Origin of the sequence: Celeribacter neptunius (genome assembly GCF_900113955.1) — a bacterium.
Taxonomy (GTDB): Bacteria; Pseudomonadota; Alphaproteobacteria; order Rhodobacterales; family Rhodobacteraceae; genus Celeribacter; species Celeribacter neptunius.
Window position 1 is genome coordinate 326,056 of record NZ_FORH01000001.1, and the last position, 24,203, is coordinate 350,258.

At 62.5% G+C, this 24,203-nt stretch carries 27 protein-coding genes; 17 read left to right on the forward strand and 10 right to left on the reverse strand.

The annotated features are described in order from the left end of the window. Positions 1-3 precede the first annotated feature (3 nt). Together ureC and BM151_RS01690 are read left to right on the forward strand one after the other, a co-directional pair. On the forward strand, positions 4-1,746 hold the full coding sequence (gene ureC / locus BM151_RS01685) for an urease subunit alpha (protein WP_090056285.1): 1,743 nt from the start codon (positions 4-6) through the stop codon (positions 1,744-1,746). A 138-nt stretch (positions 1,747-1,884) separates the two neighbouring features. Beyond that, positions 1,885-2,124: a hypothetical protein gene (locus BM151_RS01690; RefSeq protein WP_245781066.1), complete on the forward strand. Its 240-nt coding sequence runs from the start codon at positions 1,885-1,887 to the stop codon at positions 2,122-2,124. Positions 2,125-2,243: 119 nt separating this feature from the next. Here BM151_RS01690 and BM151_RS01695 read toward each other — a convergent pair whose 3' ends face one another. Further along, on the reverse strand, positions 2,244-2,582 hold the full coding sequence (locus tag BM151_RS01695) for a hypothetical protein (RefSeq protein ID WP_090056290.1): 339 nt from the start codon (positions 2,580-2,582) through the stop codon (positions 2,244-2,246). A 50-nt stretch (positions 2,583-2,632) separates the two neighbouring features. Further along, a complete protein-coding gene (locus BM151_RS01700; protein ID WP_143093015.1) occupies positions 2,633-4,126 on the reverse strand; it encodes a hypothetical protein in 1,494 nt (497 codons plus the stop codon). Positions 4,127-4,201: 75 nt separating this feature from the next. Here BM151_RS01700 and BM151_RS01705 point away from each other — a divergent pair, with 75 nt between their 5' ends. From BM151_RS01705 to ureG, 3 genes are read left to right on the forward strand one after another with little or no spacing between them, the layout of a single operon-like run. After that, positions 4,202-4,798: an urease accessory protein UreE gene (locus tag BM151_RS01705; RefSeq protein WP_090056298.1), complete on the forward strand. Its 597-nt coding sequence runs from the start codon at positions 4,202-4,204 to the stop codon at positions 4,796-4,798. Beyond that, on the forward strand, positions 4,791-5,441 hold the full coding sequence (locus BM151_RS01710) for an urease accessory protein UreF (RefSeq protein WP_177212992.1): 651 nt from the start codon (positions 4,791-4,793) through the stop codon (positions 5,439-5,441). The genes BM151_RS01705 and BM151_RS01710 overlap by 8 nt, the downstream gene beginning before the upstream one ends. 40 nt (positions 5,442-5,481) lie before the next feature. Continuing rightward, positions 5,482-6,096 carry an urease accessory protein UreG gene (gene ureG / locus BM151_RS01715; protein WP_090056301.1) on the forward strand — a complete coding sequence of 205 codons (615 nt, stop codon included), beginning with the start codon at positions 5,482-5,484 and terminating at the stop codon, positions 6,094-6,096. A gap of 131 nt (positions 6,097-6,227) precedes the next feature. Here the strand turns inward: ureG and BM151_RS01720 are convergent, their stop codons facing one another. The 3 genes from BM151_RS01720 to selD form a co-directional block, all read right to left on the reverse strand. Continuing rightward, entirely contained in the window at positions 6,228-7,235 is a 1,008-nt protein-coding gene (locus tag BM151_RS01720) for a phosphoadenosine phosphosulfate reductase (RefSeq protein WP_143093016.1), read from the reverse strand. Between the two features lie 371 nt (positions 7,236-7,606). Continuing rightward, on the reverse strand, positions 7,607-7,822 hold the full coding sequence (locus BM151_RS01725; RefSeq protein WP_090056308.1) for a hypothetical protein: 216 nt from the start codon (positions 7,820-7,822) through the stop codon (positions 7,607-7,609). Positions 7,823-8,224: 402 nt separating this feature from the next. Then, positions 8,225-10,423, reverse strand: coding sequence for a selenide, water dikinase SelD (gene selD, locus BM151_RS01730; protein ID WP_090056312.1), 2,199 nt, complete (start codon positions 10,421-10,423; stop codon positions 8,225-8,227). Between the two features lie 119 nt (positions 10,424-10,542). On the opposite strand from selD, the gene BM151_RS01735 reads away from it, so the two are divergent. After that, positions 10,543-11,802, forward strand: a complete 1,260-nt coding sequence (locus tag BM151_RS01735; protein ID WP_090056315.1) for a glycerate kinase type-2 family protein — start codon at positions 10,543-10,545, stop codon at positions 11,800-11,802. Between the two features lie 14 nt (positions 11,803-11,816). Here the strand turns inward: BM151_RS01735 and BM151_RS01740 are convergent, their stop codons facing one another. From BM151_RS01740 to BM151_RS01755, 4 genes are all read right to left on the reverse strand, one after another. Next, positions 11,817-12,878: a YeeE/YedE family protein gene (locus BM151_RS01740; RefSeq protein WP_090056318.1), complete on the reverse strand. Its 1,062-nt coding sequence runs from the start codon at positions 12,876-12,878 to the stop codon at positions 11,817-11,819. 39 nt (positions 12,879-12,917) lie between these two features. Continuing rightward, positions 12,918-13,250 carry an ArsR/SmtB family transcription factor gene (locus BM151_RS01745; protein WP_090059094.1) on the reverse strand — a complete coding sequence of 111 codons (333 nt, stop codon included), beginning with the start codon at positions 13,248-13,250 and terminating at the stop codon, positions 12,918-12,920. A gap of 73 nt (positions 13,251-13,323) precedes the next feature. Beyond that, positions 13,324-13,827, reverse strand: coding sequence for a GlcG/HbpS family heme-binding protein (locus BM151_RS01750; protein ID WP_090056322.1), 504 nt, complete (start codon positions 13,825-13,827; stop codon positions 13,324-13,326). 29 nt (positions 13,828-13,856) lie between these two features. Continuing rightward, positions 13,857-14,186 (reverse strand): thioredoxin domain-containing protein, encoded by a 330-nt coding sequence (locus BM151_RS01755; RefSeq protein ID WP_342714529.1) that lies wholly within the window; start codon positions 14,184-14,186, stop codon positions 13,857-13,859. Between the two features lie 245 nt (positions 14,187-14,431). Between BM151_RS01755 and BM151_RS01760 the strand changes: the two genes are divergently transcribed. The 11 genes from BM151_RS01760 (at position 14,432) to BM151_RS01810 (ending at position 23,687) form a co-directional block, all read left to right on the forward strand. Further along, positions 14,432-15,187 (forward strand): cytochrome c biogenesis CcdA family protein, encoded by a 756-nt coding sequence (locus tag BM151_RS01760; RefSeq protein WP_090056330.1) that lies wholly within the window; start codon positions 14,432-14,434, stop codon positions 15,185-15,187. Between the two features lies 1 nt (position 15,188). Then, a complete protein-coding gene (locus BM151_RS01765; RefSeq protein ID WP_090056333.1) occupies positions 15,189-15,809 on the forward strand; it encodes a thioredoxin family protein in 621 nt (206 codons plus the stop codon). Positions 15,810-15,967: 158 nt separating this feature from the next. Next, the gene (gene soxX, locus BM151_RS01770; protein WP_090056336.1) at positions 15,968-16,444 is read left to right on the forward strand and encodes a sulfur oxidation c-type cytochrome SoxX; all 477 of its coding nucleotides are present in this window, start codon (positions 15,968-15,970) and stop codon (positions 16,442-16,444) included. Positions 16,445-16,483: 39 nt separating this feature from the next. Continuing rightward, a complete protein-coding gene (gene soxY / locus BM151_RS01775; RefSeq protein ID WP_090056340.1) occupies positions 16,484-16,900 on the forward strand; it encodes a thiosulfate oxidation carrier protein SoxY in 417 nt (138 codons plus the stop codon). Between the two features lie 29 nt (positions 16,901-16,929). Beyond that, entirely contained in the window at positions 16,930-17,259 is a 330-nt protein-coding gene (gene soxZ / locus BM151_RS01780; RefSeq protein WP_090056343.1) for a thiosulfate oxidation carrier complex protein SoxZ, read from the forward strand. A gap of 66 nt (positions 17,260-17,325) precedes the next feature. After that, positions 17,326-18,180 carry a sulfur oxidation c-type cytochrome SoxA gene (gene soxA, locus BM151_RS01785; RefSeq protein WP_090056345.1) on the forward strand — a complete coding sequence of 285 codons (855 nt, stop codon included), beginning with the start codon at positions 17,326-17,328 and terminating at the stop codon, positions 18,178-18,180. Between the two features lie 122 nt (positions 18,181-18,302). Further along, the gene (soxB, locus tag BM151_RS01790; protein ID WP_090056348.1) at positions 18,303-20,000 is read left to right on the forward strand and encodes a thiosulfohydrolase SoxB; all 1,698 of its coding nucleotides are present in this window, start codon (positions 18,303-18,305) and stop codon (positions 19,998-20,000) included. 75 nt (positions 20,001-20,075) lie between these two features. Continuing rightward, complete coding sequence (gene soxC, locus BM151_RS01795) at positions 20,076-21,380, forward strand: sulfite dehydrogenase (RefSeq protein WP_090056352.1); 1,305 nt, start codon at positions 20,076-20,078, stop codon at positions 21,378-21,380. Beyond that, complete coding sequence (locus BM151_RS01800) at positions 21,361-22,455, forward strand: c-type cytochrome (protein WP_090056355.1); 1,095 nt, start codon at positions 21,361-21,363, stop codon at positions 22,453-22,455. Before soxC ends, BM151_RS01800 begins: the two co-directional genes overlap by 20 nt. Positions 22,456-22,555: 100 nt before the next feature. Further along, entirely contained in the window at positions 22,556-22,993 is a 438-nt protein-coding gene (locus BM151_RS01805; RefSeq protein WP_090056359.1) for a DUF302 domain-containing protein, read from the forward strand. 37 nt (positions 22,994-23,030) lie between these two features. Further along, on the forward strand, positions 23,031-23,687 hold the full coding sequence (locus BM151_RS01810; RefSeq protein WP_090056362.1) for a Crp/Fnr family transcriptional regulator: 657 nt from the start codon (positions 23,031-23,033) through the stop codon (positions 23,685-23,687). 286 nt (positions 23,688-23,973) lie between these two features. Here BM151_RS01810 and BM151_RS01815 read toward each other — a convergent pair whose 3' ends face one another. Next, positions 23,974-24,171: a YgaP family membrane protein gene (locus BM151_RS01815; RefSeq protein WP_090056364.1), complete on the reverse strand. Its 198-nt coding sequence runs from the start codon at positions 24,169-24,171 to the stop codon at positions 23,974-23,976. Positions 24,172-24,203: the final 32 nt, after the last annotated feature.

Genomic DNA, 24,203 nt, shown 5'->3' on the forward strand with positions numbered 1-24,203 from the left:
CACATGCCTGCAAAAATTTCCCGCGCCACCTATGCCGATATGTTCGGGCCGACCACCGGTGACAAGCTCCGTCTGGCGGATACCGATCTGATCATCGAGGTCGAGCGCGACCTGACCGCCGAGCTGGCCGGGGCGGGCAAGAATGCGCCGCTTTATGGCGAAGAGGTCAAATTCGGCGGCGGCAAGGTGATCCGCGACGGCATGGGCCAGTCGCAAAAGAGCCGCGCCGAGGGGGCCGTCGACACGGTGATCACCAATGCGCTGATCCTGGATGTCACCGGCATTTACAAGGCCGATATCGGTCTCAAGGATGGGCGCATCGCGGGCATCGGCAAGGCGGGCAACCCGGACACCCAACCCGGTGTCACGATCATCGTCGGACCCGGCACCGAAGCCATCGCAGGCGAGGGGCGGATCATCACCGCCGGCGGTTTCGACAGCCATATCCATTTCATCTGTCCGCAACAGATCGAAGACGCGCTGCATTCGGGCCTCACCACCATGCTGGGCGGCGGCACCGGTCCGGCGCATGGCACGCTCGCGACCACCTGTACGCCGGGGCCCTGGCATATCGGCCGGATGTTGCAGGCGCTCGATGGCGTGCCGATGAACATCGCTCTGGCTGGCAAGGGCAACGCCAGCCAACCCCAGGCGCTGGTCGAGATGATCAAGGCGGGGGCGGCGGCGATGAAGCTGCATGAGGACTGGGGCACCACCCCGGGCGCGATTGATTGCTGCCTTTCCGTGGCCGATGACATGGATGTGCAGGTGATGATCCACACCGACACGCTGAACGAGAGCGGTTTCGTGGAAAATACCGTGGCTGCGATGAAAGGTCGGACCATCCACGCCTTTCACACCGAGGGCGCGGGCGGTGGCCACGCCCCGGATATCATCAAGGTGGTCGGCGAGGAGCATGTGATCCCGTCTTCCACCAATCCGACCCGGCCCTATACCGTCAACACGCTCGAGGAACATCTCGACATGCTGATGGTCTGTCACCATCTCGACAAGTCGATCCCGGAGGATGTGGCCTTTGCCGAGAGCCGCATTCGCAAGGAAACCATCGCCGCCGAGGACATCCTGCACGATATGGGGGCGTTTTCGATCATCGCCTCCGACAGTCAGGCCATGGGGCGCGTCGGCGAGGTGCTGATCCGCACCTGGCAGACCGCCGACAAGATGAAGAAACAGCGCGGGCGTCTGTCCGAGGAGGTCGGCGACAATGACAACGTGCGGGTGAAACGCTATGTCGCGAAATACACGATCAACCCGGCGATTGCTCATGGCATGTCGACCCAGATCGGGTCCATCGAGGTGGGGAAACGCGCCGATCTGGTGATGTGGAACCCGGCGTTCTTTGGTGTGAAACCCGAGATGGTCCTCTTGGGGGGCTCCATCGCCGTGGCGCAGATGGGTGATCCGAATGCCTCCATCCCGACGCCGCAGCCGGTCTACACCCGCCCGATGTTCGGCTCCATGGGGCGCGCGGTCGAGAATTCCGCCGTTTTGTTCGTAAGCCAAGCGGCGCAGGCCGATGGCATCGGCAAACAGCTCGGGCTGGCAAAACAAACCGTGGCGGTAGAGAACACCCGCAATATCGGCAAATCCTCGATGGTGATGAACAATGCGACGCCTCAGATCGAGGTGAACCCCGAGACCTATGAGGTGCGGGCCAATGGCGAGCTCTTAACCTGTGAACCGGCGAAAGAGCTGCCGATGGCGCAGCGCTATTTCATGTTCTGATGACGGAAGTGGCAGCGCGGTCCCGGTCTGCGGCATTTCTTGGCGAGATGTTGCGCAAGGCGAGGGGCCGCGCGCCCGGCAATTGTTTGTTTAAACCGATGCGCTACCGTGAGGACATAGGGAGGAAACCCACGAACGATGAGGTTTCCGGACATGCAGCATGTCGCCAATATTGCCATTCTCACGCCGAGCCTGCGCGACAGGCTCGATCTGTTCTTTGCCACGCTGGGGCAGGGGGTGAACGCCTATGCCGTCAGGCGCAAGCGGCTGGGCGAACTGGCCCGGCTCGACGCGATGAGCGATGCGGAGCTTTCGGCGCTGGGCACCACACGCGAGCGCATCCCGCATTACGTGTTTCGCGATCTGTTTTCGGTCTGAACAGGGTCTCTGCCGGGGCGGGGCCCCGTCCAGAGAAAGGAAAAGGGAGCAAGCCGAGCGATCTCGGTGCTTGCTCCTTCATGCGTCTTGCGCGGCGCTCTGACGCTGTGCTCAGCGGCTCAGCGGGCTTCGATGGCGGGGAAGGGCGCGTCGCGGCCCACCGCGCGCGGCAGGACCGTCATCGCATCGTCTTCGTCATGTTCCTCGAGACGGATCGAGGTCACATGTTTGGTCGAATAAAACCGCTCGTCGTCGAGGATGTCGCGCGGCAGTTTCGAAATGTCGAAGACCTGATAGGCGGTGCGGCTGACCACCACGTCGCAGGTAAAGCCCGGGTAGCGTCCGGAAGTGTTGCCCTGCAGAAAGCGCGCCTCGAGCGTGGCTTCGCGGGCTTTCAGCTCGGCGATCTTGCCGCGCAAACGGGCCAGCTCATCGACGGGCGAACGGGTCATATACATCGAATTTCTCCTTCTGGATCCAGTCTCTCCGGGGTTTCCCCGGAACGTGTTCAAATGTCGCTGCCGGAGACGAACCGGCGCGAGGCGAAGGGCGTGCTGGTCGGTTTGAAATCGTCGTCGGTGTCGAGCGCCGAGGTGTCGTTTTCGGGCGCCTCGAAATCGGCTGTCTCATCAAAACCGTCGGCGAATTTCCGATCCGCCTCGGCCTCGAGCGACTGGCTCAGATCGAGCGCATCGGGCAGGGTGGCCGCCTCGAGCGGCGCATCGGCCTCGGCCATGACCTGGGCGATCTCTTCTTCATGCAGGCCAGCGAGCGGCATGAGATCGGCATGCTCGGTCGGGCGCAGGTCGCGCGGCGTGGCGGTTTCGGGCGCGTCAGATCCATCGACCAACGGCATGGCGGGGCTGGCAGCCCGCAGCGGGCCGCGTTTCAGGCCGAACGGGTCCTCGGCGCTGGTGAAAGCCTCCATGTCCGCATGGTCCTCCACCGCCTCGCCCGCTGTTTCGTCTGCCGTCTCGTCCGAAGGGGCGTCCGGAGCCGCTTCTTCTGCGATTTCCACGGTGTCGGTCGTAGTGTCGGCCATGGTGTCGGTCATGACGCCTGTCACAGGGTCCGTCGCGAACGGGGTGTTCTCGTGGGCGACCGCATCCAGCTCGCCGGACATGTCTGCGAACGCCTCTGCAATCGGGGCATCGGGAACCGGGGTGTCCGTGATCCGTTGGTCGAGCACCGGTTCGGACGCGCTATCAAGCATGCTGGCGAAAGGATCGGCCTCTTCGGGCGGCACGCCGATGGTCCGCATCTGCGGCTGGGCCGGTTCGGCCCCGGGCATTTCGGCGACTTCCGGCGTGTTTTCTGCGGTGTCCACAGCATCAAACGAAACTGTATCGAACGAAGCGGGCGTGTCCAGGAGCTCGGCCTCAAAACCGCTGTCCGGCGCCGCCTCAGGGATGTCGTGCTCGGCCAGTTCCGTTGTGTCCGGTTTCGCCGTCTCCAGCTCGGGCGCGGCGGTCCATTCCATTTCGACGTCATTCTCGGGCGCTGTCGTCTCTCCTTCGGCAGCCACGTCTTCAGTTGGCAGGTCCTCGGTCGGCAGATCGATTTCGTCGGACGGAAAACCCGCGTCCGCGACAGCCTCTGCGAAGGCCGGGGCGAGATCGTCGCCCAGTTCGAATTCATCCCGCAGCTCGTCCTGCAGATCGCGCTCTGCCGGATCGTCCAGCTCCGCTTCGCCGCTCTGTGCGACGGCCGTGGCGCGCGGCCAGAGCAGCACCACGGTCTGTTCTTCGGTGGCAAAGAAATGCGGGTCATTGAGAATCGCCGTTGGCAACTTGCCGGGATCGACCCGGGTCGGGCGGCGGGTCTCGATCACCGCGACACGGTTTGTGCCGGAAACGTCCTGCGTGCCGGTTTCGGTGGCAAAGGTCCGGATTTCATCGCAAAGTTCGGCCTCGCGTTCACGCAGCGCCGCGATTTGGGCGCGTAGGTCAAACAGCGCGTCAACGGCATCAAGCGGGGTCTTGTCTTGCGGCATAGAGGTCATGGGCAGGGTCTCCTTGCCTTTCATTTGCCGCCGAGTCGGTTAAGAAAGTCCCAATTCACTATAAGGAGCAGGGAAATGAGTGGAGCAAAGGCCTATGAGCTGCGTCCCGGAGCCGGGACCGAGGCAGAGGATTTCGTGGCGCTGAGCTATGATCAGCGGCTGTTGCGGCGCAAGAAGCTGACCACGGAATCCGGGGCCTCGGTGTTCATCGATCTGCCGCAGACGGTGTCGATTGCCGAGGGCGACGGGTTTGTCTGCGAGGATGGCACGGTGATCGGGGTGACGGCTGCCGCCGAAGAACTTTACGAGGTGACCGGCGAGACGGTGACGCGCTATGCCTGGCACATCGGCAACCGTCATACGCCCTGCGAGATCGCGCCGGATCGTCTGGTGATCCAGCGCGACCCGGTGTTGAAAGCCATGCTGGTGCAACTGGGCGCCGAGGTGTCCGAGATCGTTGCGCCCTTTACCCCGGAAGGCGGGGCCTATGGCCATGGCCGCACCATGGGGCATGACCACGGGCATTCCCATGATCACGGGCAGGCTCACAGCCACGATCACGATCATTCGCACGATCATTCGCACAGCCATGCGCATGACCATTCCCACAGTCACGATCACGTGGGTGATCATAGCCATTCCCACGGGCACCATCATCATTCCCATGACTGACAGATCCATCTCCGATCGCGCGCTTCTTACCCTGACCCAATGGCTGTCCCCGAGCTTTCCGCTGGGCGCCTTCGCCTATTCGCATGGGCTGGAACTCGCCGTGGCCGAGGGCGCCGTGCGGGATGCCGAGGGTTTGGAAACATGGTTGCGGGCGGTCCTGCAACGGGGTGGCGGGCGGGTCGATGCCTGGCTTTTGTCGCTGGTGTTGCAAGGTGCGGAGGCGGCGGAGATCGCCGATCTGGCGGAAGCCATCGCTGGTTCGAAAGAGCGCCTCGCCGAGACACTGGAACAGGGCACGGCCTTCGTGAAAACTGTGGCGCAGATGGGCGGTGAGGCGCGTCCGCCCCGGGCCCTGCCGGTGGCGGTGGGCGAGGCCGCTCGCCGTCTGGACCTGCCTCCGCGCACGGTGATTAGCCTTTATTTGCATAGCTTTATCTCGAATCTCGTCTCGGCCGGTGTGCGCTTCATCCCGCTCGGTCAGGCGGCGGGGCAGCGCGTGCTGGCACGCCTGCATGGTGAGATCGAGGCGCTTGCCGATCAGGCGCTGGGCGCGACCATCGACAGCCTCACCACCGGCGCATTCGCCGGCGATCTGACCGCGATGCGGCACGAAGACATGGACGTTCGGATATTCAAGACCTGAGGCGTGTGCTCGGGCGAAAGACAGAGACAGGAGACAAGACATGGCATCCCCAAACGGACCTTTGCGCGTGGGTATCGGTGGCCCGGTGGGCGCAGGCAAGACGACGCTGACCGGTGCGCTGGCGAAAGCGCTGGTCGAGAAATATTCCATCGCGGTGATCACCAATGACATTTACACCCGCGAGGATGCCGAGGCGCTGATGCGGCAACAGATCCTGCCGATGGAGCGCATTCGCGGTGTCGAGACCGGCGGCTGCCCGCATACCGCCATTCGCGAAGACGCCTCGATCAACCTCGCGGCCGTGGCCGATCTCAGCGAAAAATTTCCCGATCTGGACGTGATCCTGATCGAGAGTGGCGGCGACAATCTCGCCGCGACCTTTTCACCGGAGCTGGCCGATCTGACGCTCTATGTCATCGACACCGCCGCCGGGCAGGACATTCCGCGCAAACGCGGCCCCGGGGTGACGCGCTCGGACATGCTGATCGTCAACAAGCTCGATCTCGCACCCTATGTGGGGGTCGACCCGGAGCTGTTGGAAGAAGACACCAAGCGCGCCCGTGGGGCGGGGGCCTATGTCATGGCGGCGCTGAAACAGGGGCAGGGCGTGGCCGAGGTGGTGCGCTTTGTCGAGGAAGAGGGCGGGCTCGCCTGAGCCTCTCCTGATGCTGATGGCGCCAGAATAAGGGCTGCGGTTGACCGCAGCCCCCGTATGATGCCCCTCTATAAAGCCGTGTTTGAACCCAGGGTGAGGCGGGCTCCGCTTCGGACCGTCGCGCTCCCGGCTCAGGCCTGTTCCATCTTGTTGAGCGGAGCGGCCAGGGGGATGCCCTTTTCGTCGAGCGTGGCCACGGCCTGCTCATAGGCTTTGCGGAAGCGTGGGGCGTGTTTGCGCTGGCGCAGCACATGGCGGCACAGAAGCGCGGTCTGATAGGGGCGTGCGCCGGCGGCGAGTTCCGACAACAGGCGTCGCTGATAGCCGCCATTGAAATGCCGGTTGCGCAGAGCGCGGGTGATCACACGGGGGGTGAGCGTGCCCAGCATCGCGGCCTCGAGGATCGGGGCGAGGGCTTTCATCTCGATCATTTCATATTCCGGATCGCTGCCGAACAGGCGGCAGGGCACATTCGTGACATGCGGCTTGTGAAACAGCGCGGCATGCATGGCGTCCGCTTCGATGCGCGGATCGTAGAAGACATAGGCCTGTTCCGCGCCATCGATCATGTCCGGGGCAAAGCCGTAGCGGGAGGTGAAATCCATCCGCCGGGTCTTCGGAAAGCGACGATCCCAGCTCGCCAGACGGCTCTCGAGCGTGGCCTGCGGGGCGATGGTGATCACGGTCGCGCCGGGGGCGACGACCGAATAGGCCGCCGCGGCGTAGCCACAGGCCCCGGCGCCGTAGAACACCACCTGATCGAAATCTTCAAAGAAGCCCTCATCCACCAGACGGTCGAAATAGCGGTAGATCTTTTTCGAGCGGAACCAGTTGGCATTGTCGTCGGAGCTATGCGCCAGCAGGGTCAGGGACGACCAGCCCTGTTGCGAGGCCAGTTCCATGCCCAGGGGATAGCCCTTGTCGGTGCGTTCCGTGCTGCGTTCGAACGTGTCGAACGAGACCAGAAGCCGCGGCTTTTCATCGAGGAAGACGGCGCTGAACTGATCCCCGAGGCTTTGGAAATACCCCAGCTCGTCGCCCAGCGAGCGCACGCAGCCAAGCCATTCCGAACGCGGCAGGTCGGAAATGTCTTCGATATCCTGAAAAGCGTTTTGCAGCTCTGTGTCTTGCGTGTTCATGATATCTTCTTTCGCTCTCCGCAGCTCGCGTTCTACCCAAGCCGACATCCCTTCCTATTCCGTTACCGTCACAGGAAAATTCTGCGAGACACGGGGGATAGACGGGCACAATGGTTAATCGCTTGTTATCCAGTCTTCTTCTTCACATAGGGCGTTTTCGCGGCGCGCAAAAGGAATTCCGTTGATCTCCCTGTGACTGTCGCCATTCGGGAAACGGTGCCCGGATCCTGGCTGTTTTGATGTCCGGAGGAGGGGAGTTTCGGCGCGCAGGAGACCGGAATTGCGGCGAAATCCGTGCGCTACACGGCGGCTTTGCAATGGACGATTCTCGGGACCGGCGCGGTCCGAAAAAACGGGCCTTCGGATGCGGATCAGCCGAGGATGATGCCGATCGTCACGGCGCCCAGACCCATGGCCGAAATCAGAAGCGCGACAAGGTTGAGCGCCACGACCTTTTGCAGGCGGGCGCGGATTTCTTCGTCGCTGCCGCCCAGTTTCTTGGCCTTGAGCGCGGCGATGATGCAATAGGCCAAAAGCGCTACCCCCGCCAAGGTCAGCGCCACACCGCCCCAGATCAACCATTCCATGCCTGTCTCCCACGCTCATTCAGCTTTCAGGCATCGCCTAACGGCTCGGCCACGGTGAGGCAAGGGGAAAGGCCGGGGGGGGCGTCCAGAGCGGGCGGAGGTCGGGTTTGCGGGATGGAGCGGACGTTCGCAGTCTTGGTGCAAGTCGCACCTCGATGACGCGGGCGGTGGCGAGCCTGAGCGATGAGCCTCTTGATTTATCCCAGCCAAACCCGAGAAAGTTCAATACATTGTGCTTTCCTGACAAAATCGCCGCCGCGCGGGACGCGGTCATGCCAGAGGCATGCTTTCAGCATGACGATGTGCGGCGGCCTGTGGCCTTGATTCCGCACGAGGTGCTGAGTTCTGAACGTCCGACATGGCCCCTCAAACCGCCCCCCGTGGTGGCATTCTCGCCTGCACTCACTCCCGCACGACGAGACGGGTTTCTCCATCTACGCTCTCGGTGATTTCGCCAATGATCGCCGCCTGATAGCCCGCCTCATCCAAGGCCGCGAGGCATTTTTCTGTGCGCATCGGCGACAGCGCCGCCAGAAGCCCACCGGCGGTCTGCGGGTCGAACAGAAGATCGGCACGCGGCCCTTCGGGCCCCTCGTATTCCGCGGCATAGGCCCGGTTCGCCGGGTAAATCGTCGATTGCAGCCCGCGTTTCGCCAGGTCCAGCGCACCGGGCAGGACCGGGATGTCGTCGAGCCGGATGTCGGCGCTGACTCCCGAGGCGCGGCAGATCCCCAGAAGATGCCCGGCGAGCCCGAAACCGGTGACATCGGTCATCGCATGGGCAAAGTCGAGAATGCGCGAGGCCTCACCGGAGCTTTGCACCATCGAGCGATAGGCGGCTTCCATATCGCGGCCATTGGCTTTCATCTCCATTTCGGCGGCCAGCATCACGCCGGTGCCGATCGGTTTGGTGAGGATCAGCCGGTCGCCCGGGCGCGCGCCTTTCAGGGTGATCGGGTTGCCGACCAGCCCGGTGACGGTGAAGCCGATGGAGAACTCCGCCCCCATCGCCGTATGGCCGCCGATGATCTCGGCGCCTTCGTCGGCAAACAGGTCGCGGGCCGCCGCCATGATCTCGGCGAGCCAGCTTTCCTGCAGCGCTTCGCTCATTTTCGGCAGGGTCACCGTGGCCAGCGCCGCCTGAGGGGAGGCGCCCATGGCCCAGACATCGCCAAGCGCATGGGTGGCGGTGATGCGGGTCATCAGCACCGGGTCCTCGACAAAGGCGCGCAGGTGATCGACCGAGGCGACCTGCCAGGTGTCGCCATGGGTCAGGATCGCCGCGTCGTCGCCGGCAAGATGCAGGATGTCGCGGCGCTCGGGCCGCTCTGTGTCCGGCGTGGCCGAGAGCACGCGTTGCAGGATGTCACCGCCGACCTTGGCGCCGCAGGCACCGCACATCGGTTTCTTGCCCTCGACCTCTTCGCGCAGCCCCTGGGCCACGCGTTCCGGCAGGCGGGGCGGGGCCATCGGTGTCAACTCCTTGAGCTTGCGCATGAAGTTGCGGTCGATCCGATCCTTCCATTGCCACATGGCGGGGCCCGAGAGGCGGATGCCCGCCTTGTCGGCCAGCGCCGCCTTGGCCCCGAGAGAGATCAGCTTGAGATAATCGCGCTGCGGGTGATAGGGCAGCAGATCGGCCTTCTCCGTCCCGTCGGCGAGCACGGCGCGCAGGTTGTCGTAGAGGATCGGCGCCTGACGCACGGCATAGACGCCGGCCTTGGGCCGCGGCGCATGGGCGAGATGGGCGCAATCGCCGGCGGCGAAAATGCGCGGATCGGAGCTTTGCAGGCTGGGATTGACGGTGATGAACCCGTCGTGCAGCTCGAGCCCGGTATCCCCGAGCCAGCCATAGGGTCGTGCCCCGGCCGCCCCCAGCACGAACTGGGCGCCCAATGTGGTGCCATCGGCGAAGCTCACCCCGTCTGGCCGGATCTCGACCACTTTCGATTGCGGTCGGAGCCGGACGCCCGCCCGTCCGAGCGCCTTGAGCAGGGCGCGACGCGTGGGCGCGCGCATTTCGGTCAGGATCTCGCTGTGATCGATCAGCCAGACCTGTGCCGTGGCGATATTCCTGAGCGCATGCGACATCGCCATGGCCAGCTCGGCCCCGGCGACGCCGCCGCCGATCACCGCCACCTCGACCGGCGCACCGCTGCGCGCGCGGTCGCGAAACGTTTCCCAGCGGGTGGCAAAGGCCTCGAGCGGCTTGGCCGGGATGCCATAGTCCGTGAACCCCGGCAGGTCGGGCATGTCCGAGGTGATGCCGATGTCGATGGAGGCGACGTCATAATGGATCGGGGGTCGACCCGTGACGTGCACCAGCCGGGCCTCGCGGTCGATCGCCATGGCGCGACCGAGGATGGCGCGGGCGCCGGCAAAACGCGCCAGTTTCATGAGATCAAGCTCGAGAGCGTCGCGATCATAATGCCCGGCGACGAAGCCGGGCAACATGCCGGAATAGGCGGCGATGGCACCGGGGTTGATCACCGTGACGCGCACGCCGGGCAGGGGCTTCATGCCCCAGCGTTTCAAGAGGAGCGCATGGCTGTGCCCGCCGCCGATCAGAACAAGGTCTCGGGTGAGGGGAAGCTCATGCATGGCGGGTCCAGTCTCTGTTGCGGGAGGTCGGGCCCGCGGGGTCACGGGAAACCTGACCCTTTGCGCTGTGATTGGCAAGGGTGCTGGACGCCGCAGCCGCAACATGACAGTCTCGCTTCATGACACGCGAAGCATTTGATCCCGTAGAGTCGCGCGCTCTGGCGCGAAAGGTATTCCTGCAAGGTGTGGCGGCCGCCGATCCGGCCCATGCCGTTGAAGAGGCGCTGAAAAATCGCCATTTCGAAGATCCGATTATCATTGCCGTGGGCAAGGCGGCGCGGAGCATGGCCGAGGCGGCGATGCGCCATGTCAAATCCGACACGGTGATCGTGGTCACCAATTACGAGAATGCCAAGCCGCTGGCGGGCGCGGAGGTGCGCGCCGCCGGTCATCCGGTGCCCGATGCCGAGGGCGCGCGCGCGGCGCTTCGGGTCGAAGAGGCGCTGTCGCATGCGAAAGGCGATGTGATCGCGTTGATCTCGGGCGGTGGCTCGGCGCTCCTGCCGGCGCCGGTGCCCGGCGTGTCGCTCGAGGACAAGGCCGAGGTGAACAAGCTTCTTCTGGCCTCAGGCGCCGATATCGTGACGATGAATCTGGTCCGGCAACAGCTTTCGCGGCTCAAGGGGGGCGGGCTGTTGCGCGCCGCCGCGCCCGCCAAGGTCTCAGCGCTTTTGCTGTCCGATGTGGTGAATGACGATCTGCGGGCGATTGCCTCCGGGCCGACGGTCTCGCCGATCGGCACGCGCGAAGAGGCGGCGCAGGTGTTGCAGGATCTCGGGCTCTGGGACAGGCTGCCGCCTTCGGTCTCCGCCTATCTGGCACGACCGCAGCCGGATCTCGGCCCCTTGCCCGAAAGCGAGGTGCAGCTCATAGGTTCGAACAAGATCTCGCTTACCGCCATGGCGCGGGCCACCGAACATTTCGAGGCGGAGATGGCGGGCAAAGCGGGCCGGGTCCAGCTTTTCCCGATCCCGCTCGAGGGCGATGTTGCCGACGCGGCCGAGACCGTGCTCGATTGTGCCAAGGAAAGCGGGATTTTCCTGTTTGGTGGCGAAACCACGGTGAAGATCTCCGGCGACGGCATGGGCGGGCGCAATCAGGAGCTGGCGCTCCGTGTCGCCATGCTGGCCGAACAGATGGGGCTGAAGGACTATGTCTTCCTCTCGGGCGGCACCGACGGGCGCGACGGGCCGACCGATGCGGCGGGCGGGCTGGTCGATGGCGGCACCTTGGATCGCATGCGCGCGGTGGGGCTCGACCCGCTGGAAGTGCTCAAGCGCAATGACAGCTACCATGGGCTGCAGGCCGCCGACGATCTGTTGCAGATCGGTGCGACCGGCACCAATGTCGCCGATCTTCAGGTGATGATCCGGGGCTGAGGGTCGCCTTCGTCTCAGACCTTGCGGGCGAAGGAAAAGCCGTAGATCAGCTGATGCAGGCCCAGGGCGGCGCCTGCGACGATCGCGGCGATGGTCACCGGTGCAGAGTAGGCCAGCACGGAAAAGGCCGAGAGCCCCTGTCCGACGGTACACCCGAAGGCCACAACCGCACCGACGCCCATCAGCGCCGCGCCGCCGATCTGGCGTTTCAGCTCGCGCGGGTCCTCGCAGGCTTCCCAGCGGAAATGGCCGCGAATGAGCGAGCCGATGGCGGCGCCTGCCAGCACGCCGACGACCGAGCCGACGCCGAAATTCGGCGAAGCAGCCGAAGAGGTCATCAGATAGAACAACGTATCACCGATCGGCGCGGCGAATGTGTGCGACGAGACCGGTTCGGCCTCGAAGGTTGCCAGAGAGAGCCAGCTGGTGCCGGCCCAGCCGGAGACGATCGCGACACCGACGGCGAGCCCCCAGAGGATCAGCTTTTTATCCGCACGGAACGCCCGCGACGACAGCGACAGGGCGAGGATGATCAGGCCTGCGGCAATACCGGTGGTCACCGGCGAGAGGCCCAGCCATTGTTTCAGCCCATGCGCCAGCCCGGGCAGGGTGCCCTCCGCCGGGCGGGGCGGAAACAGCATCACCCGCAGCTCGGCCAGAGGACCGTTCAGGGTCACATAGGTCGAAAGCCCCATGACCAGCACGATGACGAAATTTCTGAGATCCCCGCCGCCCAGGCGCGCCAGAGCGCCGAAACCGCAATTGCCGGCCATGGCCATGCCGTAGCCAAAGATCAGCCCGCCGAAGATCGAGGCCAGCGGGGACCAGGCAAGCCCGAGATAGGGGGTCATGGCGGGGTCGAACTGGCCGAGCCCGATCAGGGTGAACGTGCCGAGGAGCGCCACGCCGAGCGCCACGCCCCATTGCCGGGCGCGCAGATCGGAGCCTTGATAGAGTGCATCTTCGATGGCGCCCATGGAACAGAAACGTCCCAAACGGGCGGCCAGCCCGAGGATCAATCCTCCAAAGCCGCCGATCAGGGCCGCGAGCAGCCCCGGTTCCATCATGTCCAGCATGGGGTTCCTCCCAAAATCCCTGAACGATGCGCGCGAGGTTTACTCGCTGCGCGCCGCTTTCGCGCCATCTATCGAACAGAACATGTCGTAGATGACTTCGAGGATGCGTTTGGGACGGTCGTCCGTCAAGGAATAGTAGATCGCCTTGCCCTCACGACGCGGTGTGACGAGCCCCTCGAGGCGGAGCCGGGCGAGTTGCTGGCTGACGGCGGCCTGTCGGGCCGAGAGGAGCTCTTCGAGCTCGGTGACGGATTTTTCGCCGGTCACCAGGTGACAGAGGATCATCAGACGCCCCTCATGCGAAAGGGCTTTCAAAAGCTGCGATGCATCGCAGGCGCTCGACATCATCACATCCATGTCCTCGTCCGACATGTTCTCCGTGATGACCGGTAAAGGCGAATTCACTTTGTCCACCCCACGTGTCCTTAAAGAGTTGTTTCGTTCCTCAGAATGCAATCTCGTCCATGATCGCATCGATGCCCGCCTGGGCGCATTCCGCGTCGAGATCCGGGCCAGGGGCACCGGAAACGCCGATCCCGGCCACTATAGAGCCTGATGCTTCAATCACAAGTCCGCCGCCCAAGGCAAGCGGTTCGGAAAGCTGGCGAATCCCCGACATCATCTCGCCCGGGGCGGTCAGCTCGCCGAGGCTCAGCGTGTCGGTGCGAAAGGAGACGGCGGTCCAGGCCTTGCGCTGGGCGGTCTCGAACACATGCAGGCCGGCATAGCGGTCGCGGACGTAAACCTGGGGGAGGCCGAAGCGGTCGACCACCATGACGCCGACCTGATAGCCGGCCTCGCGGCAGCTTTCCATGGCGGCCACGGCGGCGGTGCGGGCAACCTCGGGTTTCAGGACCTGAAAGGTGACGAAAGCGTCCTCATCCTCGGCGAGCGCTGGCGATGCCAATGCGGAAATGGCCAACAAGGCCATGAATTTAAAAGATTTCATTCGCTCCTCCCAGAGTCTTGTAAACAGATCTAATTGGTGGCGTCCTGGGCCTCCGCTCCCGGGGCGCTCATCGCCTCGATGTCGAAATCGCTATGGTCGCGCAGGGTGATGGTCAGCATCGTCCAGAACATTTCATCGCCGGCATAGCCCTCGATCCGGCCGCGTTCCGTGCCGTCTTCGATCAGCAGGAAAGTGGGGGTGAAGATCACCGGCCCCTTGGGTTTGAAGGCCTGTTGCGACAGGGCCGAAAGATCGACCCGGCGCAGCGGCGCGTATTGGCCTTCCGGGGTTTTGGGATAGATCGGTGCGATCTCTTCGTTCCAGCGGGCACAATAGACACAGCCCTCGCGTTCGACCATGACAAGTTCCATGGCAGAGGCAGGGCCCGCGGGCGAAAGAATCAGCACGCATAGGGCGAGTAAAACAGACGTAATTCTTGTCAACATTTGTATACCGATTGACGGGTGCGACATAATCAACATAATTTGAATGTGTGAATGACACAAGCCGCCGTGTTCAAACCGCCGACAAAGCGCGGTGTCAACGGGGCGGTCGGGGAGGAGCCCCGTCCGGACACAAACCGGAATTCACATTGGGAGGAAGAATGTTAGACGTGAATTTTATTTCGGCCCTTCTGGGCGGGCTTGTGGTGTTTTTTTCACCCTGCATCCTGCCGATCGTGCCGTTTTACCTGTCCTATATGGCCGGCACATCGATGTCGGAAATCAATGCCGAGGGCGAATTGGCCCCCGGGGCGCGCCGGCGCGCGATTCTCTCTTCGGTGATGTTCTCGCTCGGTATCATCACCGTTTTCGTTCTGTTGGGGGCGGCGGCGTTCTCGCTCAGCCAGGCGTTCCGCAGCCATCAGGATATTTTCCGCTTCGCCTCGGCGGCGATCGTCTTCGTCATGGGGCTGCATTTTCTCGGCATCATCCGAATCGGTTTTCTCAACCGGCAGTTCCAGATGCAGGCCGGCGACACCCGCAACATGACCGTCTGGTCGTCCTATATCGTCGGTCTCGCCTTTGCTGCCGGCTGGACGCCCTGTGTCGGCGGTGTGCTGGTCGGCGTGGTGATGATGGCCTCGAACGAGGCGACGGCGCTGCGCGGGCTGATCATGATGGTGGTGTTCGGCATCGGCATGACCGCGCCCTTCGTGGTGGCGGCGGTGTTCATCAAACCCTTCCTGCGGTTTGCGGCAAAGTTCCGCCGGCATCTGCCCAAGGTGGAAAAAGTGATGGGGCTGTTCCTCATCCTGTTTGCCATTCTGATTCTCACCAATTCGGTGAATGCGATCGCGGCCTGGATGCTCGACGCTTTCCCCGGTTTTACCAAAATCGGTTCAAAAGGGAGCCTGTAACATGTTGAATATCGCACGACGCAGCTTCATCGCCGCCGGTCTCGCGACCGGCCTGGCCGCCGGTCTTACGACGCTCGCATCGCCGAGCCTGGCGGTGGAGATGGGCGACGACGGGTTGCACAAGACGCAGTGGCAGCGCGACACGTTCAAGGATCTGCGCGAGGATCTCGCCGAGGCCAATGCCGAGGGCAAGCGGCTGCTCATTATGATCGAGCAGCGCGGCTGTATCTACTGCAAGAAAATGCATGAGGAGGTCTACCCGGACCCGGAAATCACCAAGATGATCGAGGACAATTTCTTTGTCATTCAGATCAACATGTTCGGGGATGTCGAAGTAACCGATTTCGACGGCGAATCACTGCCTGAAAAGGACGTGGTCCAGAAGTGGGGCATGCTGTTCACGCCGACCTCCATGTACTTCCCGGAACAGGTGGCCGAGGGGGTGTCGGCCAAGGATGCCGCGGTGTCGACCGTGCCCGGTGCCTTTGGCAAACTGACCACCTACAACATGATGCAATGGGTGCTGGATCACGGCTATGAGGGCGATGAGCCCTTTCAGAAATATCACGCGCGCATGGTTGCCAAACAGCAAGAGCAGGGTAAGCTAAACGTAAGTGAATAATACATCTTTTGCGGTGAGCGGCTTTCTGCTGCGCGGCAGTGCAGAAAATTCGATTTTTTGAATTTGTTCTTGCATTGCGACAAATTCGCACGCTACGGTATGCAGAACCAACAACGCAGATATGCGGGAATCCAAACACAGTCTTTTAGGGAGGAGACATGAAACGCATCGCAACCAGTCTTGTTGCACTCGGTCTGATGACCGGCGCAGCACTGGCCGAAACGGCCCCGGGCGACATTCAGTTCGACGAGTACGGCGCGGTTGAAGCCTCGCTGACCGGAACTCCCGGCAACCCCGACGAAGGTCGTAAGATCATGACCACGAAATCGATGGGCAACTGTGTCTCCTGCCATGAGGCGGTGGCCTATGCCGATGTGCCTTTCCCGGGCAATATCGGGCCGATCCTCGATGGCGCCGGCTCGCGCTGGAGCGAAGGCGAGCTGCGCGGTCTCGTGGCCAATGCAAAAATGACCTTTGAAGGGACCGTTATGCCGGCCTTCTACAAGGTCGATGGCTTCATCCGTCCGGGTGACGCTTACACGGGCAAGGCCGCGCCGGCCGATCTGCCGCCGATCCTGTCGGCCCAGCAGGTCGAGGATGTGGTCGCCTATCTGATGACGCTGAAAGACGAGTGATCGTCTTTCGACTTCCTGATCTCTAAGAGGAGCACTTACATGAATCTCACACGACGTGACGCTATGGCTCTCGGTCTCGGGGCGACGGCAGTGGCACTTCTGCCGCTCCGCGCCTCTGCCGCAGCCGATGACGCCATCGCCGCATTCACCGGAGGTGCCGAGGCCGGCGAGGGTGGCATCACCCTGACCGCCCCGGAAATCGCCGAAAACGGCAACACGGTTCCGATCTCGGTCGACGCACCGGGCGCCGTGGCCATCGCGGTCTATGCCACCGGCAACCCGACCCCGGGCATTGCGGTGTTCAACTTCGGCCCGCTGGCCGGTTCGCAAATGGCTTCCACCCGGGTCCGCCTCGCCGGCACCCAGGATGTGGTTGCGATCGCGAAAATGGCCGATGGTTCGTTCGTGAAAACGTCCTCGACCGTCAAGGTCACCATCGGCGGCTGCGGCGGCTGATCAACCGACTTATCTAGGAGACAAAGAATATGGCATCTGGTGTCAAACCCCGCGTGAAAGTCCCCAAGTCGGCATCTGCTGGCGAGGTCATCACGATCAAGACGCTCATCTCGCACCCGATGGAATCGGGCCAGCGCAAGGACAGCGACGGCAATATCATCCCGCGTTCGATCATCAATCGCTTCACCTGTGACTTTAACGGTCAGAACGTGATCGATGTGACGCTCGAACCGGCGATCTCGACCAACCCTTACATCGAATTCGATGCCACCGTGCCCGAAGCCGGTGAGTTCAAATTCACCTGGTACGACGACGACGGTTCCGTCTACGAGGATGCGAAGGCGATTGAGATCGCTTGACCAAGGCCCGTGTGCGCCCCGCCATTCGCGTGGGGCGTATGCCAACCCCAGGGAGGAGAGAAACGCATGAAAATCAATAAAATGCTCGGCACTGCTGTGGCTCTGACGGCGCTTGCCATCACCATGCCCGCCTTTGCCGATGAGAATGCGGAACTGGTGATCAACGGCGAGATCCCGATCGTGACCAAGACCGCGGCTCCGGCGCATCTCGAAGGGGCGCTCGACGAGATCATGTCCGGCTGGGTGTTCCGTTCGGATGAGACCCAGGCGATGGAAATGGACGATTTCGACAACCCCGCCATGCTCTTCGTCGAAGAGGCCATGGTGGCGTTCGAGACACCGATGGGCTCGGAAGGCAAGTCCTGTGCCGATTGCCATGACGGTCCGGAGAGCCTCGCCAATGTGCGTCCGACCTATCCGAAATGGAACGACGCCAAGGAACAGGTCTACAACATCCAGATGCAGGTCAATGACTGCCTCACCGAACGGATGGGCGCCGAGAAAGAGAAATACGACAGCCAGTTGATGAAGAACTATCTCGCGCTTCTGGCCTCTGTCGCACGCGGTACCCCGGTCAACGTCGCCATCGACGGTCCGGCCCAGCCGATGTGGGAAAAGGGCAAAGAGATGTACTATACCCGCTATGGTCAGCTCGAATTGTCCTGTGCCAGCTGCCACGAGCAGAACTATGGCAACTGGATCCGTGCCGATCACCTGTCGCAGGGCCAGGTCAACGGTTTCCCGGTGTATCGTCTGAAAGACACCAAGCTGACCAGTGCCCAGGGCCGCTTCAAAGGCTGTGTGCGTGATACCCGCGCCGAGACCTTCAAGCCGGGGTCCGAGGAATTCCTCGCGCTCGAGCTCTACGTGGCGTCCCGTGGCAACGGCCTTTCCGTCGAAGGCCCCTCTGTCCGCAACTAACCTTTTCGAGGCCCCGCTTGCGTGCCCGTGAGCGGGGCCTTCTCCCTCCCAATATATTCAAATTTACGCATAAAACCCGCATGCCCCCATGCGGATATGCGTCAGACAACGGAGTTCCACGCATGCTTTCCCGTCGTGATTTCCTTCAGGTGTCCATGGCAGCTTCGGCCATGGTGGGCGCCTCCGGCTTTGGCAATTGGGCGCGCCTCGCAGCGCAACAGGCCCTGACCCAGGACCAGCTCCTGGAATTCGATACTTTCGGGAATGTGTCGCTGATCCATGTCACCGATATCCATGCGCAGCTCAAGCCGATCTATTTCCGCGAGCCGGAAATCAACATCGGCGTCGGCGGCAACAAGGGCGCGGTGCCGCATGTCACAGGCGCGGATTTCCGCAAGCTCTACGGCGTCGAGGACAACTCTCCCTCCGCCTATGCGCTGACCTACAATGACTTCACCGCCCTGGGCAAAGCCTATGGCAAGGTCGGCGGGCTCGACCGCGTCTCGACCGTGATCAACTCGATCCGCGCGGCGCGGCCCGATGCGCTCTTGCTTGACGGTGGCGACACTTGGCACGGCTCCTACACCTGCTATCACACCGAGGGCCAGGACATGGTCAATGTGATGAACGCGCTCAAGCCCGATGCCATGACCTTCCACTGGGAATTCACCCTGGGGTCTGAGCGTGTGCGCGAGATCGTCGGCGATCTGCCCTTTGCGGCTTTGGGCGCCAATATCTACGACGCGGAATGGGATGAACCGGCGGAGGATTTCGCGCCCTATAAATTCTTTGAGCGCGGTGGCGTGAAAATCGCCGTCATCGGTCAGGCCTTCCCCTATATGCCGATCGCCAACCCGGGCTGGATGTTCCCGGAATACTCTTTTGGCATTCGCACCGAGCGGATGCAGGAGGTGGTCGACGAAGTGAAGGGGCAGGGCGCCGAGCTCGTGGTGCTGCTGTCGCATAACGGCTTCGACGTGGACAAGAAGATGGCGTCGCTCGTCAAGGGCATTGATGTCGTCCTCTCGGGCCACACCCATGACGCGCTGCCGGAACCGGTGCTGGTCGGCGAGACCATCATCATCGCCTCCGGCTCCAACGGCAAATTCGTTTCCCGTGTCGATCTCGACGTGCGCGACGGCCGGATGATGGGGTTCCGTCACAAGCTCATTCCGATCTTCTCCGACGTGATCGAGCCCGACAAGGCGGTGAGTGCGCTCATCGATGAGCAACGCGCCCCCTATGAGGACACCATGTCCGAGGTGATCGGCGAGACCGACAGCCTCTTGTACCGTCGCGGCAATTTCAACGGCACCTGGGACGATCTGATCTGTGACGCGCTGATGTCCGAACGTGATGCCGAGATCGCCATGTCTCCCGGCGTGCGCTGGGGTCCCTCGATCATGCCGGGTGACAAGATCACCCGCGAGGACATCTGGAACGCCACCTCGATGACCTATGGCAAGGCCTACCGCACCGAGATGACCGGCGAATACATCCATACGATCATGGAGGACGTGGCCGACAACCTGTTCAACCCCGATCCCTATTACCAGCAGGGCGGCGACATGGTGCGCATGGGCGGGCTTGGCTACGCCATCGACGTGACCAAGCCGCAGGGCGAGCGGATCACCGATATCGTGATGCTCAAGACCGGCGAGAAACTCGATCCGGCCAAGACCTATTCGGTCGCCGGATGGGCCTCGGTCAACGAGGGCACCGAAGGGCCGCAGATCTGGGACGTGGTCGAGGATCACATCCGCAAACAGGGCACGGTGCATATCGAGCCGAACACCTCGGTGAAAGTGACGGGCGCCTGAGTTGCGGCGCCTGCAATTGAAAGAGACTTGGGCCGACAGGCCTGGAACGCACAACCTCAAAAGGGAGACACAAGAATGAGTGACACCCCCAATGACATCTCGCAAGGGCAGGGCGAAGGCCCCTCCCGCCGCGCTTTCCTGCGCGGGGCGGCGGCCACGGGCGTCGGGCTGGCAGCCTCGGGTGCCGCAGCACAGAGCGGCCCCGATCCGCTGATCACCGAGAAACAGGACTGGGCCATGTCCACCGGCGCCGGCGTCGATGAGACACCCTATGGTCTGCCGATCAAATACGAAGGCGACGTGATCCGTCGCAACGTGCCCTGGCTGACCGCAGATCCGATCTCCTCGATCAACTTCACGCCGATCCATGCTCTGGACGGCACGATCACGCCGCAGGGCTGCGCGTTCGAACGTCACCACTCCGGTGCCATCGAGCTGAAGAAAGAAGACTACCGCCTGATGATCAACGGCCTCGTCGATCAGCCGCTGGTCTTCACCTATGAGGATCTCGAACGCTTCCCGCGTGTGAACCACACCTATTTCCTGGAATGTGCTGCGAACACCGGCATGGAATGGGCCGGCGCCCAGCTCAACGGGTCGCAATTCACCCATGGCATGATCCACAACATGGAATATTCCGGGGTGACCCTGCGCACGCTTCTCGAAGAGGCGGGTCTCGATGCCGCGGGCGAGTTGAAGGACAAATGGGTCTACGTTGAGGGCGCGGATGCCTCCTCGAACGGTCGCTCGATCCCGATGGAGAAAGCGCTCGACGATTGTATCGTCGCGTTCAAGGCCAACGGCGAAGCCCTGCGCATGGAGCATGGCTACCCGGTGCGTCTCGTCGTGCCCGGTTGGGAAGGCAACATGTGGGTGAAATGGCTGCGTCGCATCGAAGTGACGGCCCAGGCCGTGCAGTCTCGCGAGGAAACCTCGAAATACACCGACACGCTCGCCGACGGCACCTCGCGCAAATGGACCTGGGTCATGGATGCGAAATCCGTGGTCACCTCGCCCAGCCCGCAAATGCCGATCACCCATGGCAAGGGCCCGCTGGTGATCACCGGTCTCGCCTGGTCCGGTCGCGGCGCCATCACCGGTGTCGATGTGTCGAAAGACGGCGGCAAGACCTGGGAAAAGGCCCGTCTCGCCAAGCCCGGCGAGAAAATGGCGCTCACGCGTTTCTATCTCGACACCGAGTGGAATGGCGAAGAGATGCTGCTGCAATCGCGCGCTCATGACGAGACCGGCTATGTCCAGCCGACCAAGGCGCAGCTGCGCGAAGTGCGCGGCGAGAACTCGGTCTATCACAACAACTGTATCCAGACCTGGCATGTCAACACGAACGGGGAGGCAGAGAATGTCGAAGTTTCTTCCTAAACTGATGACGGCGACGGCGCTCGTCGCAACGCTCACCGCCCCGGCTTTCGCCGAGAAACTCGGCCTTGGTCGTCCGGCCCTGCCGGAAGAGATCGCGGCCTGGAACCTCGACGTGTCGCCGAATGGCGATGGTCTGCCGGTCGGCTCCGGTTCTGTCGAAGATGGCGAGATGATCTTTTCGGAAAACTGTGCCGTCTGTCACGGCGAGTTTGCCGAAGGCGTGGGCAACTGGCCGAAACTCGCAGGCGGCGACGGCACCTTGGCCGACAAGGACCCGCTGAAGACCGTGGGCTCCTACTGGCCGTATCTTTCGACCGTCTATGACTATGTCCGCCGCTCCATGCCGTTTGGCAATGCCCAGACCATGACGGATGACGACGTCTATGCGATCACCGCCTATATTCTCTATTCGAACTATATCGTCGAAGACGATTTCGTGCTTTCGAACGAGAATTTCCTCGACGTCGAAATGCCCAACGCCGGCGGCTTCGTCGTCGATGACCGGGGGGAGTCGGAATACGGGATCTTCACCGAGGCGAACGCCTGTTATCACGACTGCAAGGACACGGTCGAGATCACCAAGCGTGCGACCGTTCTCGACGTGACGCCGGAAGAGGAGGGCACCGATCAGGCCGCCGCCGAACCCGCCGCTGCGACCGAGACCGAAGTCGCCGCTGTCGCCGAGACACCGGCTGAGGCCCCGGCCGCGGTCGAGGACGCCCCCGCCGAGGTGGTGACCGCCATGGCCTTCGATGCCGATCTCGCCGCCGAAGGCGAAAAGGTCTTCAAGAAGTGCAAGGCCTGCCACCAGGTCGGCGATGGTGCCAAGAACCGCACCGGTCCGGTGCTGAACGGTGTCTTCGGTGCTCCGGTCGCCCATGTCGGGGATTTCAAATATTCCTCTGACATGATGGGTGCGCATGATGCCGGCACGGTCTGGGATGAGGCGCATCTGGCCGAATTCCTCGCCAAGCCGAAAGGCGTCTACAAGAAGACCAAGATGACCTTTGCCGGTCTGAAGAAAGACGATGAGATCGCTGCGGTGATCGAATATCTGAAATCGGTCTCGCAATAAGCGAACCGGATGTGCGAAAGGGCGGCTTTGGGGCCGCCCTTTTTCTATGCTACCGTCGGGAGACACTCTCGGGTAGAGTGAATTCAGGGAGGATTTTCACATGAAAACAACGTTCAAAGCGACGGTTCTCTGGGCCTTTCTGGCTGCGCCCGCGTTTGCCAATGAGGCTGCGATCACCTTCGACTATGATGGCTCATTCGAGGATGCGGCCTTTGCCGTCGAGGATGCGATCATCTCGAAAGGGCTGGTGATCGACTATCGCAGCCATACGGGTGAGATGCTCGAGCGCACCCGCTCAGATGTCGGCTCCGATGTGGTGCTGTTCGATGCGGCGGATGTCTTCCTGTTCTGTTCGGCCACCGTGTCGCGTCAGGTGATGGAAGCCGATCCGGGGAATATCGTGCATTGCCCCTATTCGATCTACGTCGCCGATCAGGCGGGCAAGGTCACCATCGGTTTCCACGATTATCCCGACGGTCCGATGCAGGCGGTGGAAGATTTGCTGACAGAGATTGTCGAAGAGGCCACAAGCTTCTAAATAGTCCCCTTGCACCCCGAGCGCGAAGGGAAAAGGGATGGATTGGATCGAACGGTTTGAAGGGCTGGCAAATCTGGAGCCCAGGGTGCGCGAGCGGCTCGTCGCGCAGTCCCAGATCGTCCATCTGACGCCCGGCACGCTCCTGTTCGGACCGGGCAAACGCCCCGAGAATCTCCTGATGCTCCTGGAAGGCACGGTGCGGGTGCAGCAGACCACCGAGGGCGGGCGCGAGATCGTGCTCTACCGGGTGCATGCCGGCGAAAGCTGCGTGATGACCACCGCCTGCCTGTTGGCCTATGAGGATTACGCGGCCGAAGGCGTGGCCGAGACCGATGTCGAAGCGGTTGCCATTCCGCGTCGGGTGTTCGATGATCTGGTGGCGAAATCCCAGAGTTTCCGGACCTTTGTCTTCTCTGCCTATTCGCGCCGGATCACCGATCTGTTCCATGTGATCGAGGAAATCGCCTTTCAGAAGGTTGATATCCGTCTGGCACAGAAGATTCTGCAATTGTCTCTGGGGGCGGGCGAGCTCAAGGCGACGCATGCGCAATTGGCGGCCGAGCTGGGCACGGCGCGCGAGGTGATCTCACGGCAATTGCAGGAGTTTCAGCGCCGGGGCTGGGTGGAAACCGGACGCGGGCTGGTGCGTCTCACCGATCGCGAGGCGCTTGATGCGCTGGCGCATTCCGGCTGAACGTGGCTTCGATCCCTTACTAGATATTGGTCACGAGGGCGTGCGCTGGACCGTGGGCTGGCGCAGCAACGCTTGAACGCTGCGCTTTATGTCTGCCACACCCAAAAGAGATCCGAGCGTTGCACGAAGATGGCAATGCGCCTGACCGCCGGGACGGTCCGGCGCACGCCCGGGCAACTACGTTGCTATTCCGGGCGGTGGTGCAAAGTTCGAAGGTCCCCTTCGTCCCGCAAAGGGGACAAAACATGCCTCGCGGGGAGGCGGGCCCTGAGGCCCGCGCGTTCGCTTATTTCTTGCAGGTGTTGATCCCGAGGATCGTATAGAGCAGGCACGAGGACATCAGGCCGGTGGCCAGCGGGATGATCCCGAGCAGGTAGAGCCAGCGCATCGAGGCCTCGGTGTTGACAAAGAAACCGGCGATCAGGGCGAGGCCCACAACGATGCGCAGGATGCGGTCCAGCCCGCCGACATTTTTCTTGAGCATGGGAATTCCCTTCAGGATAGAATTGTTAACCA

Bases quoted from the DNA above. Each gene is read 5' to 3' on its own strand.
- BM151_RS01740 (WP_090056318.1), bottom strand. From the start codon at position 12,878: ATGCTGGACATGATGGAACCGGGGCTGCTCGCGGCCCTGATCGGCGGC.
- ureC (WP_090056285.1), top strand. From the start codon at position 4: ATGCCTGCAAAAATTTCCCGCGCCACCTATGCCGATATGTTCGGGCCG.
- BM151_RS01710 (WP_177212992.1), top strand. From the start codon at position 4,791: ATGACTGACAGATCCATCTCCGATCGCGCGCTTCTTACCCTGACCCAA.
- soxZ (WP_090056343.1), top strand. From the start codon at position 16,930: ATGGCATCTGGTGTCAAACCCCGCGTGAAAGTCCCCAAGTCGGCATCT.
- ureG (WP_090056301.1), top strand. From the start codon at position 5,482: ATGGCATCCCCAAACGGACCTTTGCGCGTGGGTATCGGTGGCCCGGTG.
- BM151_RS01750 (WP_090056322.1), bottom strand. From the start codon at position 13,827: ATGAAATCTTTTAAATTCATGGCCTTGTTGGCCATTTCCGCATTGGCA.
- BM151_RS01810 (WP_090056362.1), top strand. From the start codon at position 23,031: ATGGATTGGATCGAACGGTTTGAAGGGCTGGCAAATCTGGAGCCCAGG.
- soxB (WP_090056348.1), top strand. From the start codon at position 18,303: ATGCTTTCCCGTCGTGATTTCCTTCAGGTGTCCATGGCAGCTTCGGCC.
- BM151_RS01725 (WP_090056308.1), bottom strand. From the start codon at position 7,822: ATGGAATGGTTGATCTGGGGCGGTGTGGCGCTGACCTTGGCGGGGGTA.
- BM151_RS01705 (WP_090056298.1), top strand. From the start codon at position 4,202: ATGAGTGGAGCAAAGGCCTATGAGCTGCGTCCCGGAGCCGGGACCGAG.
- soxX (WP_090056336.1), top strand. From the start codon at position 15,968: ATGAAACGCATCGCAACCAGTCTTGTTGCACTCGGTCTGATGACCGGC.
- BM151_RS01735 (WP_090056315.1), top strand. From the start codon at position 10,543: ATGACACGCGAAGCATTTGATCCCGTAGAGTCGCGCGCTCTGGCGCGA.
- BM151_RS01760 (WP_090056330.1), top strand. From the start codon at position 14,432: ATGTTAGACGTGAATTTTATTTCGGCCCTTCTGGGCGGGCTTGTGGTG.
- BM151_RS01800 (WP_090056355.1), top strand. From the start codon at position 21,361: ATGTCGAAGTTTCTTCCTAAACTGATGACGGCGACGGCGCTCGTCGCA.
- BM151_RS01745 (WP_090059094.1), bottom strand. From the start codon at position 13,250: ATGTCGGACGAGGACATGGATGTGATGATGTCGAGCGCCTGCGATGCA.
- selD (WP_090056312.1), bottom strand. From the start codon at position 10,423: ATGCATGAGCTTCCCCTCACCCGAGACCTTGTTCTGATCGGCGGCGGG.
- BM151_RS01695 (WP_090056290.1), bottom strand. From the start codon at position 2,582: ATGTATATGACCCGTTCGCCCGTCGATGAGCTGGCCCGTTTGCGCGGC.
- soxA (WP_090056345.1), top strand. From the start codon at position 17,326: ATGAAAATCAATAAAATGCTCGGCACTGCTGTGGCTCTGACGGCGCTT.
- BM151_RS01805 (WP_090056359.1), top strand. From the start codon at position 22,556: ATGAAAACAACGTTCAAAGCGACGGTTCTCTGGGCCTTTCTGGCTGCG.
- BM151_RS01755 (WP_342714529.1), bottom strand. From the start codon at position 14,186: ATGGTCGAACGCGAGGGCTGTGTCTATTGTGCCCGCTGGAACGAAGAG.
- BM151_RS01765 (WP_090056333.1), top strand. From the start codon at position 15,189: ATGTTGAATATCGCACGACGCAGCTTCATCGCCGCCGGTCTCGCGACC.
- soxY (WP_090056340.1), top strand. From the start codon at position 16,484: ATGAATCTCACACGACGTGACGCTATGGCTCTCGGTCTCGGGGCGACG.
- soxC (WP_090056352.1), top strand. From the start codon at position 20,076: ATGAGTGACACCCCCAATGACATCTCGCAAGGGCAGGGCGAAGGCCCC.
- BM151_RS01700 (WP_143093015.1), bottom strand. From the start codon at position 4,126: ATGACCTCTATGCCGCAAGACAAGACCCCGCTTGATGCCGTTGACGCG.
- BM151_RS01720 (WP_143093016.1), bottom strand. From the start codon at position 7,235: ATGAACACGCAAGACACAGAGCTGCAAAACGCTTTTCAGGATATCGAA.
- BM151_RS01690 (WP_245781066.1), top strand. From the start codon at position 1,885: ATGAGGTTTCCGGACATGCAGCATGTCGCCAATATTGCCATTCTCACG.
- BM151_RS01815 (WP_090056364.1), bottom strand. From the start codon at position 24,171: ATGCTCAAGAAAAATGTCGGCGGGCTGGACCGCATCCTGCGCATCGTT.